Origin of the sequence: Flavobacterium sp. UBA4854 (assembly GCF_002399805.1) — a bacterium.
GTDB classification, from domain to species: domain Bacteria; phylum Bacteroidota; class Bacteroidia; order Flavobacteriales; family Flavobacteriaceae; genus Flavobacterium; species Flavobacterium ginsengisoli.
In genome coordinates, this window is record NZ_DHEI01000120.1 from 48,248 (window position 1) to 61,600 (window position 13,353).

Annotated in this window: 8 protein-coding genes; all 8 read left to right on the forward strand. The window is 34.6% G+C overall.

Annotated elements, in window-relative coordinates; translation table 11 throughout:
• The first annotated feature begins 96 nt into the window (after positions 1–96).
• A complete protein-coding gene (locus tag B3J44_RS17760) occupies positions 97–1,329 on the forward strand; it encodes an ROK family protein (RefSeq protein ID WP_198856573.1) in 1,233 nt (410 codons plus the stop codon).
• A gap of 326 nt (positions 1,330–1,655) precedes the next feature.
• Positions 1,656–5,090 (forward strand): SusC/RagA family TonB-linked outer membrane protein, encoded by a 3,435-nt coding sequence (locus B3J44_RS17765; protein WP_286970045.1) that lies wholly within the window; start codon positions 1,656–1,658, stop codon positions 5,088–5,090.
• 18 nt (positions 5,091–5,108) lie between these two features.
• Positions 5,109–6,572, forward strand: coding sequence for a RagB/SusD family nutrient uptake outer membrane protein (locus tag B3J44_RS17770; protein WP_286970046.1), 1,464 nt, complete (start codon positions 5,109–5,111; stop codon positions 6,570–6,572).
• A gap of 95 nt (positions 6,573–6,667) precedes the next feature.
• Positions 6,668–7,588 (forward strand): dihydrodipicolinate synthase family protein, encoded by a 921-nt coding sequence (locus tag B3J44_RS17775; RefSeq protein ID WP_286970048.1) that lies wholly within the window; start codon positions 6,668–6,670, stop codon positions 7,586–7,588.
• 31 nt (positions 7,589–7,619) lie between these two features.
• Positions 7,620–8,792, forward strand: coding sequence for a galactose oxidase (locus B3J44_RS17780; protein WP_286970049.1), 1,173 nt, complete (start codon positions 7,620–7,622; stop codon positions 8,790–8,792).
• Positions 8,793–8,831: 39 nt separating this feature from the next.
• A complete protein-coding gene (locus B3J44_RS17785) occupies positions 8,832–10,067 on the forward strand; it encodes an MFS transporter (protein WP_286970051.1) in 1,236 nt (411 codons plus the stop codon).
• 196 nt (positions 10,068–10,263) lie between these two features.
• Positions 10,264–12,303, forward strand: coding sequence for a GDSL-type esterase/lipase family protein (locus B3J44_RS17790; protein ID WP_286970052.1), 2,040 nt, complete (start codon positions 10,264–10,266; stop codon positions 12,301–12,303).
• A gap of 118 nt (positions 12,304–12,421) precedes the next feature.
• On the forward strand, positions 12,422–13,353 hold a 932-nt coding region (locus B3J44_RS17795; RefSeq protein ID WP_286970055.1), incomplete at its 3' end, for an AGE family epimerase/isomerase.

Genomic DNA, 13,353 nt, shown 5'->3' on the forward strand with positions numbered 1-13,353 from the left:
AGTTTTAATATTTAAAATAATTTAATATTAAAGACTGTATTTTTATGCTGATTTAAAAAATAATTTAAATTTGTTGTGAACCAAATAAGGAAAGCAATGAGTTTAAAAGATTTATTAGATAATAGTAAAGACAAAAGTTTGTCTGAACAAAAGTGGCATCTGCTTCGACAATCAATTGTAAAGCGTTTACTGTCTGGAGGTAATTCGACTATTGCCGAATTAAGTGCAGAACTTCAATCAAGTGTTCCAACAGTAACCAAAGCGGTTAATGAATTGCTAGTAGAAAACTATGTTGTTGACATGGGAAAAATTACTAACAGCGGCGGGCGTAGACCTTCTCTGTTTAGTATCAATCCGACTTGCGCTTATTTTTTAGGTGTTGAAGTTGGGTTAACCAGTATGTCAATCGGACTTCAAAATATTAAAAATGAGTTGGTAAGCGTAGAGCTTGGAACTTCTTTTACTTTAGAAAACACTCAAGAATCTCTTCTTAAATTTTGCAGTTTAATTAATTCATTTATTGAAGATAGTTTGGTAGAAAAGAAAATGATCGTTGGTGTCTGCATTAACTTTTCGGGCCGAATTAATTCGATGGAAGGTTTTAGTTATAACTATTTTTTCAGTGAAAACCGACCTCTGACAGAGATTATTTCAGAACAATTAAATCTTCCAGTTCACTTAGAAAACGATACGCGTGCAATGGCTTTTGGCGAGTATTGTGAAGGTGTTGTCGATGATGAGCAAAATATCATTTTTGTCAATTATAGTTGGGGAGTTGCAATAGGAATGATCACTGACGGAAAGCTTTATTATGGAAAATCGGGTTATTCTGGCGAGTTTGGACATAGTACCATATTTAATAATGAAATAATGTGCCAATGCGGAAAACTAGGCTGTCTAGAAACTGAAATATCGGGTTGGTCTTTAATTAATCAGTTTAAAGAAGCGATAAAAGAAGGTAAGCAGTCTAAAGTTGTTTTAGATGATAACTCGCCAGTTTTACAGCATCATGCAATAATTACAGGCGCTGTAAATTTAGAAGATACTCTTTGTGTTGATCTTGTAACACAGCAAAGTGAGAAAATGGGACGTTACTTATCTATTCTTTTAAACATCTTTAACCCTGATCTTTTGGTAATTGGAGGAGATTTCGCACAACTTGGCGATTATGCACTTCTGCCAATTCAATCAGCTCTTAAAAAGTATTCATTAGGTTTAGTAAATCGTGATATGAAGCTTAAAAAGTCAACTCTGGGGCGCCGTGCGGGAGTTATAGGTGCTTGTTGTGTAATCAAAGAAAAGCTGTTGTTTCCTCTTATTAATAATTAATTTAAAAAATAAATTCATACTTATTAAAATATTTTAATAACTAAAGTTGTTATTTTAAATATTTTTATATCTTTACAAAATAATAATAAAATATTTAAGCAAAGTTTACATCTAATCAATAGAAGTTGGCTGCTTACAAAAGAAAAACTAGAATTAAGATTTGAATAAAACCAAACTAACCATTTGGATAAAAATATTGTTTTTTGATCATAAAAAAAGCCAGCCAATGCTGTGAACATTGCTGGCTTGTTCTTCATCAGAACGGTTGATTGGAAATAAATAAATTGACCTTAACAAAGTTTTATTAACCAAACCATTACAAAAGTATGAAATTATTGCCTAAAAGTAAGCCTAAAAATTTTAGGTTTACTCCTAAACACGTAAAAGTTGTTAAACTTACTTCTACGTTACTTTTAGCTTTTACTATGCAATTAGCGTCTGCTAGTACAGAAAAAAGCGTTGTGTTTACGGATAAAAATGTAAAAAAGAATGACCCAATTCAGAAGAAAGTTACAGGTAAAGTAACCAATGAAAAAGGCGAATCGCTACCAGGTGTAAATATTGTTGCAAAAGGAACAAACATAAGCACTCAAACAGATTTTGACGGAAATTTTGTTTTTGAAGTTCCAGATAATGCAACAACTTTAATTGTTACATATATAGGATTACAAGATCAAGAAGTTGCAATTACGGGAAGTCCATTGAACATTGTCTTAAAAGAAATAGGGCAGCAAATGAATGAAGTAATTGTAGTTGGATATGGAGCTCAAAACAGAAGAACTTTAAGTACAGCGGTTTCTAAACTGGATAAAAAAGTACTTGAAAATGTACCTTACTCAAACGTTACACAATCTTTACAAGGAAGCGTTACAGGTTTGGTTGTAAAAACTTCTTCGGGACAGCCAGGAAAAGCTTCAAATGTAATTGTTCGTGGAGGTACTTCAATTGATAATCCGTCTGGTGCAACTCCTTTATATATTGTTGACGGTGTTATCAGAAATCAGATTGATGATATTAACTCTTTAGATATTGCTTCACTTCAGGTGCTTAAAGATGCTGCTGCGACTTCTATATATGGTGCACGAGCTTCAAACGGTGTAATCATTGTCACTACAAATACAGGTAAGGCAGGAAAACTAAAAGTGACTTATAATGTTTCAACTCAAAACAGTAGAATTGGTAAAAAATACAATTTTATGGATGGGGGCGATTACATTAAAATGCAGCGAGAAGGATTGTATAATGCGGCAGAACTTGCAGGACTTTCTACAACAACAGGTATCGCGCGTTTAGGGCAATTGACTGGTGCAACGCCTGCAGGTACAGGAAATAATCTAGAAAATAATACTCCGTTTGCTACTTTATTAAAATCTAATTTATCAGCAGAAACTATAAGTACGCTTCAGGCAAAAGGCTGGCAGGAAATTGCAGATCCTTTAAACCCGAGCAGTACGATTATGTACAAAAGTACCGATTGGAATGATATCTTGTTTCAAGATGCTATTACACAAAGCCATACACTTGGTTTTAGCGGCGGAACAGACACAGGAGTATTTGATTTGAGTTTAGGATATTTAAAAGGTGATGGTATTACGATATTCACAGGATACCAAAGATTTACCAGTAAATTAAACGCTTCTTTAAAAGTTGCAGACAACTTTACAATTAACGGACGTGTTTTATTCTCAAAAGCAAGTAACAATCAGGTTGTGGCTAACAGTGTAGTTTTCAATAGATATTTAGGAAACTCACCAACTACAAAACTATATTTAGAAGACGGAACTTTAGCTCCAGGACAAAACAACATTAACGGAAATCCATTGTACCAGATGGGGAAAGTTAAAGGGAAAAATGAAAACGATAAGCTTCAGATGGGCGTAGATGGTGAATTAAGACTCGCAAAAGATTTTACTTTCACACCAGCCATTTCGTTATACAGTGAAAATGAAAATGACAATACTTTTCAACAGGCATTTTTAAGCGGAAGCAGCGGTTTGGTTGATAATACAAGAACTGCAACAAGATTGAGCAATCAAACCTATCAAGTGCAATACGAAGGAGTTTTTGCTTATAAAAAAGATTGGGAAAATATTGGAAACTTTGATGCTAAACTAGGAGTTTCAAAATACGATAGAACCATTAAATATTTTAATGCAGCAGGAAAAGGAAGCCCTTCAGATCTAGCGCAGACTTTAGATTCATCTCCAATTCCAGTTTCGGTTTACAGTAACAATACCAAGTTGGTTTTAAATAGTGTTTTCGGACGTGTTAATTACGATTATAAAAACAGATATTTTGCAACGGCTTCATTCCGTTACGATGGTTCATCAAGTTTAGGACCAGACAACAGATATGGGTTCTTTCCTGGGATTTCGGCAGGATGGAATATGCAGGAAGAGAAATTCTGGGCTAATACAATGCCAAAATTCTTTTCTTCTCTTAAACTTCGTGGAAGTTATGGTGTAAACGGAAACTTAGGAACTTTAGGAGATTTCCAAGCAGGCGGATTATATGCAGGAACTACAAACGGACTTCCTAATAGTTATAATGGACAATCGGCGATTATCAACTCTCAAATTGCAAACCCAGGATTAAAATGGGAGCAGTCTGAAACGATAAATGGTGGTTTTGATATCGGATTAAACGAAGATAAAATTAGAATTATTGGAGATTTCTACAATAAATTGACATCAGACTTATTGACAAATCTGACATTGCCTTCAAATAGTGGTTTCTCAACTGTTTTGACCAATTTAGGAGGATTAAGAAGTAAAGGTTTTGAGCTGGAAGTTCAGGCAAATGTTTACAATAAAAATGATTGGAAAGTAAATGTTGGAGCAAACGTTTCCCACAATACCAATACAGTTGAAAAACTTCCATTTAATGGAAATGGAAATAATAGAATTGGAGGAACTGAGATCTGGGATGCAAAAAGTGGTAAATATGTATATGTAGGAGGTTTACAAGAAGGACAAAAAATTGGAAATTTCTACGCTCATAAACAATTATATATTCTTTCAACTCAAGCAGAAGCAGATGCATACAACGCAAAAGTTCATGATACTTATGTAACAAAAACTGCTGCAAATGGAGGAAATCCAGAGGGTAAAAAGTTTGCTGGAGATGCCGTATTTGAGGACACAGACAACAACGGAATTATTGATAGCCGTGACAGAAAATATATGGGGAATATGTTCCCAACATTCGTAGGAGGTTTCAATTTTGATACTTCATACAAAGGTTTCTCTCTAACAGTTAGAACAGATTATTCTTTAGGAGCAACAATTTACAACGAAGCAAGAGCACGTTTCTTAGGTCAGTTTCAAGGTAACTACGGATTATTAGCAGAAAGCGCACAAGCATGGCAGAAAGAAGGAGATATTACAGATGTTCCTCGTTACCGTTGGGCAGATCAAACAAATCAAAACAATTTATTCAGATCTGAAGCAAGTGGAGCAGCTTATAATACCAACATGTTCCAAGGTAACAGTCGTTACTACGAAAGCGGAGATTATTTATGCATAAGAGAAATTACGTTCAGTTATAGTTTTCCAAAAACACTTATCGAAAAAGCAAGTTTAACATCACTTCGTCTGTATGTTACAGGAAGTAATTTATACTACTTTACAAAATACAAAGGATTAAGCCCAGAAGTACAAGGTATTGACGGAGGATCTAGTTTAGGATTAAACGCAGCTGGTTCTACAGGAACTTACCCAGTGCCTAGAAACATTATTCTTGGTTTAAATATCAGTTTGTAAATTTTTAATTAAAAAATCATGAAAAAGAAATTTCTTTTATACACAATACTTTTTTCAAGTCTTTCTCTTTTTAATTCTTGTCAAGATGATTTAGAATTAACATCTGATAGTGTTATTACATCTGATAGTTTCTGGAAAACAGAAGATGATGCCAAAGCAGGCGTAAACGGAATGTATGTAAACTTTAGAATCCAAACACAGCAAAATTATTATTTGTTAGGAGGAGCAAGAAGTGCAGAAATTACTGGTGGAGTTCAGTCTCCTTTAACATTGGCAAATTACTATAACAACAATCTTACACCACAAAATATAGATGTAGATTGGGCTGGTTTGTATACTGTAATTCATTCGGCAAACTTGGTTTTAAAATATGTGCCAAAAATTACATTTAGTCCATCAACAGTAAAAGAGCAAAAGAGATATATTGCTCAAGCCTATACAATGCGTGCGTTATGTTATTTCATTATGGCGCGTTCTTGGGGAGGAGTGCCAATTGTAACAGAACCAACAGAAAATACCAATCAGTCGCAATACATTATTCCGCGAAATACGATTGAAGAAACATTTACATTTATTAAATCAGATATTGATCAGGCCATTGCTAATTTTCCAGATGCAAACAATAACAAAACGCAATTGGCTCTTCCATCAGTTTATGCTTTAAAAGCAGAAGTGAATTTATGGACAGCAAAACAATTAAACGGAGGAACAGCAGATTTAAATAATGCTTTGGCAGCAATAAATGCAATTCCAGGGACACCGACTTTAATGCCAAGTTTCAAAGATGTTTTTGCTTTTGACAAAAAAGGAAATGCCGAAGTACTTTTTGCAGTTCGTTATTCATTAGCCGATTTAACTTCATCACTATTAGACAACTGGAACCAGTTTATGTTTGTTGGACCAAGTGATTTTGCACCATTAACTTCAGCACAAGCAACAGCAGTTTTCGGTACATTAGGAACAGGTTCAGGAAATGCAGGTATTTCGAGAGTACAGCCAGACATTACAAGATTCAATTTTGCAGCTACAGATACCAGAAAAGACGCAACGTATTTAACTTTATATAACGGTACAACTCCAGTAGTTACAGGTTTAGTAAAATACAACGGAACTGTAGACGGAACAATCAGAAGATTTGTGAGTGATATCATTATTTACCGTTGGGCGGATATTTTATTAATGAAAGCAGAGATTAAAAACGCTTTAGGTCAGGATCCAACCACAGAAATGAATTTGGTAATGAAAAGAGCTGACGCATCGGCTTCATTTACAAATGATACTCCGGCAGCAAATGACGATGTGATTTTAATAGAGCGTTTAAAAGAAATGGCCTTTGAAGGAAAATCATGGTGGGATATTGTGCGTTTTAATAAAACAAGTATAGTTCCGTCAATGGCAGGGAAAGAAGTGTTGTTTCCAATTTCTCAAAACACAATCAATTTCAATCCTAAAATTGTTCAGAATCCAGGATATACCAATTAAACGAAACAAAGAATAAAAAAAACTAAAGTTTAAAATCAAACTGGAAATGAAAACTTTTCCAGTTTGATAAAACGAAAAAATTAAAAATAAAAGTCATGAAAATCGAACATTTACAAGGTCTTATTTCAGCTCCATTTACTCCATTTGATGCGAGCGGAAAATTAGATGTAAGCTTAATTCCAGCCTATTATTCTTTTTTAAAGAGAAATGGAGTTACAGGAGCTTTTATAATTGGCTCTACTGGAGAAGGTGTTTCTATGTCATTAGAAGAGAAAAAAACGGTTGCTAAAGCATGGGCAGATTGTTCTAATCACGATGCCGATTTTAAAGTAATGGTTTTCCTGGGTGGAACTTGCTTAACAGATTGTATCGAACTGGCAAAATATTCGCATGAGATAGGTTTATATGCGGTTTCTATAACTGCGCCATTTTATTTTAAACCAGGAAACGTAGATACGCTGGCAGAAATTTGCATCAAAGTTGGAGAAAGTGTTCCAAACATGCCGTTGTATTACTACCATATTCCAGTTTTGACAGGAGTAAATATTCCGATGTTTGACTTAGTGAGAGCTTTAGACGGAAAATTGCCAAATTTTGCTGGAGTAAAGTATACGCATGAAGATTTTATGGATTTCCAAAGCTGTATGAGTTATGCTGATGGAAAATTTGATATGCTTTGGGGACGTGACGAAAACATGCTTTCAGCATTAGTTTTAGGTGCTAAAGGCGCTGTTGGAAGTACTTTTAATTATGCTGCACCATTGTACTATGATTTAATCGATGCTTTTAATGCTAATGATTTAACGAAAGCTAGAAAATTACAGCAGAAATCAATAGATATGATTCGTTTCTTAGGAAAGTATGGCGGAATTTCAGTTGGAAAAGCTTACATGAAATTGGTTGGACATAATTTAGGCGAATTCAGACTTCCAGTCAAAAACATGAATGCAGAACAATTTGAATTATTCAAAAAAGATGTTGCAGGTTTAGATTTCGACGCATTTAAATCAAAATAAATTGTTCGTTTTAATTTAAAACAAACCCTCTATGAATAAGCCTTTTTCTTTCTTAATCCTTACAATTTCAATTATGTCAGTAACAGTTGGTTTTTCGCAAAAAACAAATATTTCAAAAGTCGAATGGAAAAAAGCAGCGCAACTTCAAAATGCAGATGGAAGTCTTTCGCGTGGCTTTGCGGGTCCAATTAATGGCGTTGATAATAATGTTCTGATAGTTGCTGGGGGAGCAAACTTTCTGGATAAAATGCCTTGGGAAGGAGGAAAAAAGCATTATTCTAAAGAAATTCATGTTTTAGAAAAAAATAAAGAACAATACGATTGGAATAAGAAATCAAAAATAGAACTGCCAGAACCAATTGCTTATTGCGGAAATGTTTCTACAAGTTTCGGAATTGTTTACGTAGGCGGCGAAAATGAAAACGGATTATCGAATAAGGCTTACATCTTAAAATGGAATTCAGATAAAAATGAAGTAGAAATAAAGACATTGCCAGATTTTCCAATCAAGATTACCAATATTGCGCTTGTAAACGTAAAGAATGTCGTTTATGCTATTGGTGGCGATGAAGCAACAAAAAGTTCAGATTTGGTTTATAGCATTGATTTAAACAATGAAAAACAAGAATGGAAATCGGAACCAAAACTGCCATTTGCATTAGCAAATTCAGTTGCAGTTGTCCAGAATGAAAAAGAAGATCTGAGTATTTATGTGGTTGGAGGAAGAACCAAAACAGCTTCAGGAATTAGTGATTTACATAATACCACGCTTGCTTTCAATTTAAAAAAACAAGCTTGGGAAAATAAAGCAGTTATAACGGACGGAAAGAAAACGACTAATTTTTCAGCAGGGGCAGGAGTCGCTTTTGGGAAACACTATATCATTATTACCGGAGGAGATAACGGAGAAACTTTTCATAAAATAGAAACCTACTTGTCTCAGATTGCAAAGACAGCTTCAGAAGAAGAAAAGGCAAAATTAATTGCCGAAAAAAATATCTTAAATACAACACATCAAGGATTTTACAATGCCGTTTTATTGTACGATACCTTAAAAAATAAATGGTCAAAAATTGGTGAATTGCCATTTCTGGCACATGTAACAACAACAGCAGTGCTTTGGAACGATAAAATTGTTTTATCAAATGGAGAAATTAAACCTGGAATTCGAACTCCGAATATTATGTTAGGCACTATCAAATAACTAAGAAAATAACAAACCAAAAAGAAACCAAAACCAAAAATGAAAAACTCTAAATATTATCCTTGGCTCGTAGTCGCGTTACTTTGGATTGTAGCTTTATTAAACTACATGGACAGGCAGATGCTCGCAACCATGAGACCATCAATGGAAAGTGACATTCCGGAATTAGTTTCAGGAGAAAATTTTGGACGTCTGATGGCTGTTTTTCTTTGGATTTATGCTTTGATGAGTCCAGTCTCTGGAATTATCGCTGATAAATTAAATAGAAAATGGCTAATCATCGGGAGTTTATTCGTTTGGTCTGCGGTAACTTATGCAATGGGATACGCCAAAACCTATGATGAGATTTATTGGTTAAGAGCTATTATGGGCGTGAGCGAAGCCTTATACATTCCGGCAGGATTGTCTTTAATTGCCGATTATCATCAACAAAAAACAAGATCGCTTGCCATCGGCATCCACATGACAGGGCTTTATGTTGGCTCGGCTTTAGGTGGCTTTGGAGCAACAATTGCAGCAAGATATTCTTGGCATTCTACTTTTCATCATTTCGGAATTGTAGGCGTGGTTTACTCTATCATTTTGGTTTTCTTTTTATTTGAGAAAAAGACAAAGATTTTTGATCCAGAGTTTAATAAAACGCACGAAAAAGTTTCTTTGCTAAAAGGTCTAGCCCTATTATTTACCAATATTTCTTTTTGGGTAATTCTTTTCTATTTCGCGATTATAAGTTTACCGGGATGGGCAACTAAAAACTGGCTTCCAACGCTTTTCTCAGATAATTTAGGTATTTCAATGGATCAGGCTGGGCCTTTAGCAACGATTACAATTTCATTTTCTTCTTTATTAGGAGTTGTGTTCGGTGGAATTTTATCAGATAAATGGGTTCAAAAAAATATAAAAGGAAGAATTTATACTAGCGCGATAGGTTTAAGCTTAACTATTCCCGCATTAATGTTGATCGGATTTGGGCATTCTTTGCTTCACGTGGTTGGCGCAGTTTTGTGTTTTGGTATAGGATACGGAATGTTTGATGCAAACAATATGCCCATTATCTGTCAATTTGTTTCTTCAAAATATCGGGCTACGGCTTATGGTATTTTAAATATGACAGGAGTTGGCTGTGGCGCATTGGTCACCTCTCTGTTAGGTAAATCAGCCGATACTGGTAATTTGGGTTATGGTTTTTCTTTGATGGCCGGTATCGTACTGATTGCCCTTATAACACAAATTAGTTTTTTGCGCCCAAAAGTAAACGATTTTGAAGAGGCTTAAAGCATAATTATTTACCCTTTTTTAAAAATTAGATTTGTTAGTTAGGTTTTTTGGTTTTATAAGCCTGGGCGAAGCCTTGCCGTTTCGCTCGGCTCATGATTCCTCAATTTTAATAGAATTTGAAGAAAAAATGAGAACACAAAAACGAAATTTATTTCTGTTCCTATTAATAGCTTTTACGGCCATTCAATTTAAAATGAATGCACAAAAAACGACTGTAAAAGTGGCTTGTTTGGGAGATTCTGTTACAGCGGGATATTTGTTGGCAAACCCGCAATCAGAATCTTATCCTTCGCAATTGCAGGTTTTAATGGGAAGTCAATATGAAGTGAAAAATTTTGGTTACAGCGGTGCAACTCTTTTAAAAAAAGGAAGTAAACCTTATTATAAAACTAAAGAATGCTCTGATGCGATTTCCTATCAGCCGGATATTGCAATTATTCATTTGGGATTAAATGATACAGATCCGAGGAACTGGCCTAATTACAAAGACGATTTTAATGCCGATTATTTTTGGCTGATTGATGCATTAAGAAAACAGAATCCGAATGTAAAAATCTTTATCTGTCGTATGACTCCGATTTTTAATGAACATCCTCGTTTTAAATCGGGAACCCGAGATTGGTTTTGGCAAATTCAGGAGCATATCAGCGAAATTTCAAAAGCCAACAATGTCAATTTAATTGACCTTCACGAAAAATTATATTCGCGTCCAGACCTTTTTCCAGATGCATTGCATCCAACAAAGGAAGGAGCAAAAATCTTAGCACAGACAGTTTACGAAAATGTTACTCAAGATTTTGGAGGTTTAAAATTAGGAACTGTTTTTACCGATAATATGGTTTTACAGCGAAACCAGCCGATTTTAATTTATGGAAATGCAAATGGAGGAGAAAAAGTAGAAGTAGTTTTTGATGATAAAAAAGAAATTGCAAGAACAAATGAAGAAGGAAAATGGAAAGTTATTTTTCCAGCAATGAAATCTGGAGGAATTCACGAAATTTCAATTTCAACTTTAGATAAAAAAATCACTTTAAAAAATATTTTAATTGGAGATGTTTGGTTTTGTTCAGGACAATCCAATATGGCTTTTCCTCTAAAAAAATCTGAAAATGGAATCTCTGAAGTAAAGAAAGCGGCTGAGAATACCAACCTTAGATTATTCAATTTTGAAGCTATTCAAGAAACAAACGAAAAAGCTTTTGACTCGATTACTTTAGAAAAAGTAAATCAGTTGAAATATTTTTCTGGAAAATGGAAAACATGCGATTCTTTAAGTGCCAAAGATTTTTCGGCAGTTGCCTTTTACTTTGGTCAAAACATTATTCGCGAAGAAAATATTCCAATTGGATTAATAGAAGTTGCCGTTGGCGGTTCTCCAATAGAATCTTGGTTTGAGAGATATACTTTGGAGCATGACGATAAAGTAGTAGACGTATTAACAAATTGGAAAAAATCTGATTTCTTGCAGCCTTGGGTACGTTCTAGAGCAGACGAAAATTTAAAAAACGCAATAAACCCAAAACAGCGCCATCCTTATGATCCTTGTTACAATTACGAAGCAGGCGTTTCGCATTTTACAGCGTTTCCGATAAAAGGATTTATTTGGTACCAAGGAGAAAGCAATGCACATAATGTCGAATTGTATGAACATTTAATGCCAGAATTAGTCAAAAATTGGAGAAACGCTTGGGGAAATTCATTGCCATTTTATTTTGTGCAATTATCAGGAATTAATCGACCATCTTGGCCAGAATTTAGAGATGCACAAAATAGAATTCAAAAAGAAATTCCTAATAGTGGCATGGCTGTTAGTATGGATTTTGGAGAAGAGACAAATGTTCATCCAGTAAAGAAAAGGCAAATTGGAGAGCGATTAGCGCTATTGGCATTAAAAAATACATACGGCAAAAAAATAATAGCAAACGGACCAATTCCTTTAAAAGCAATTCAAAAAGGAGATGCAATTCTAGTTTCTTTTTCGAATGCAAAACAATTATACACCGCAGATAAAAAAGACCTAATCGGTTTTGAATTAGTTACCGATAAAGGAATTCGGATTGAAACCAAAGCAAAAATTATAAAAGATCAAGTCGAGATTAGTATTCCGAATGACGAAAAAGTAAATGAAGTTTTCTATGCCTGGAAACCTTATACAACAGCAAATTTGGTAAACGAAGCCAGTCTCCCATGTTCCACTTTTAAGCTTAAACTAAATTCTATAAGCAAAAACTAGAAAGCATCTCTATATCTATATTTTTCCTTTGGCTGACCTGATTTTTCAGCTAAAGTGACTTCACCTATCTATAACTGAACCTGAATTTATTTTCGGGCATAAAAAACATATATCAAAAATGAGCTATTCAAAAACTGATTTAATAGAATTAAAAGACTTTTATCAGAACCAATTACTAAACAATACAGTGCCATTTTGGTTTCCGCGATCTATAGATACCGAGCATGGCGGTTACTTATTAATGCGGAACCAAACTGGAGATTTGATTGATACAGATAAATCGGTTTGGTTTCAGGGGCGCACAGCTTGGCTTTTAGCAACACTTTATAATACAATAGAGCCAAAGCAAGAATGGCTTGATGGTGCTAAATCGGGAATCGATTTTATTAATCAACATTGTTTTGATACAGATGGAAGAATGTTTTTTCATGTTACTCAAGATGGAAGCCCAATTCGTAAACGCCGTTATTATTTTTCTGAAACATTTGCAGCAATTGCGATGAGCGCTTATGCCAAAGCAAGTGGAGATGAAGCTGCAGCAGAACAAGCGCGACATCTTTTTGGAGAGTGCATAAAATATACGACAACTCCTGGTTTGTTAGAACCAAAATATACTTCAACAAGACCTTCTAAAGGAATTGGTTCTCCAATGATTATGATTAATACAGCACAACAGCTGAGAGAAAATATTGGAGACCCTCGATGCGATGAATGGATCACAAAATGGATTGCAGAAATTGAAAATGATTTTGTAAAACACGATATAAAATGTGTAATGGAACAAGTTGCTCCAGATGGTTCTATAATCGATCACATTGACGGACGCACTTTAAATCCTGGACATGCAATAGAAGGCGCATGGTTTATTTTGCATGAAGCCAAATACAGAAACAATGATCCGCATTTGATCGAATTGGGATGTAAAATGCTCGATTACATGTGGGAACGCGGTTGGGACAAAGAACATGGAGGAATTCTTTATTTTCTTGATGTTTACGGAAATCCTGTTCAAGAATATTGGCAGGATATGAAATTCTGGTGGCCTCATAA

Excerpts from the sequence above, each read along its gene's own strand:
- B3J44_RS17760 (WP_198856573.1), top strand. The coding sequence starts at position 97 with ATGAGTTTAAAAGATTTATTAGATAATAGTAAAGACAAAAGTTTGTCT.
- B3J44_RS17765 (WP_286970045.1), top strand. The coding sequence starts at position 1,656 with ATGAAATTATTGCCTAAAAGTAAGCCTAAAAATTTTAGGTTTACTCCT.
- B3J44_RS17770 (WP_286970046.1), top strand. The coding sequence starts at position 5,109 with ATGAAAAAGAAATTTCTTTTATACACAATACTTTTTTCAAGTCTTTCT.
- B3J44_RS17775 (WP_286970048.1), top strand. The coding sequence starts at position 6,668 with ATGAAAATCGAACATTTACAAGGTCTTATTTCAGCTCCATTTACTCCA.
- B3J44_RS17780 (WP_286970049.1), top strand. The coding sequence starts at position 7,620 with ATGAATAAGCCTTTTTCTTTCTTAATCCTTACAATTTCAATTATGTCA.
- B3J44_RS17785 (WP_286970051.1), top strand. The coding sequence starts at position 8,832 with ATGAAAAACTCTAAATATTATCCTTGGCTCGTAGTCGCGTTACTTTGG.
- B3J44_RS17790 (WP_286970052.1), top strand. The coding sequence starts at position 10,264 with ATGAATGCACAAAAAACGACTGTAAAAGTGGCTTGTTTGGGAGATTCT.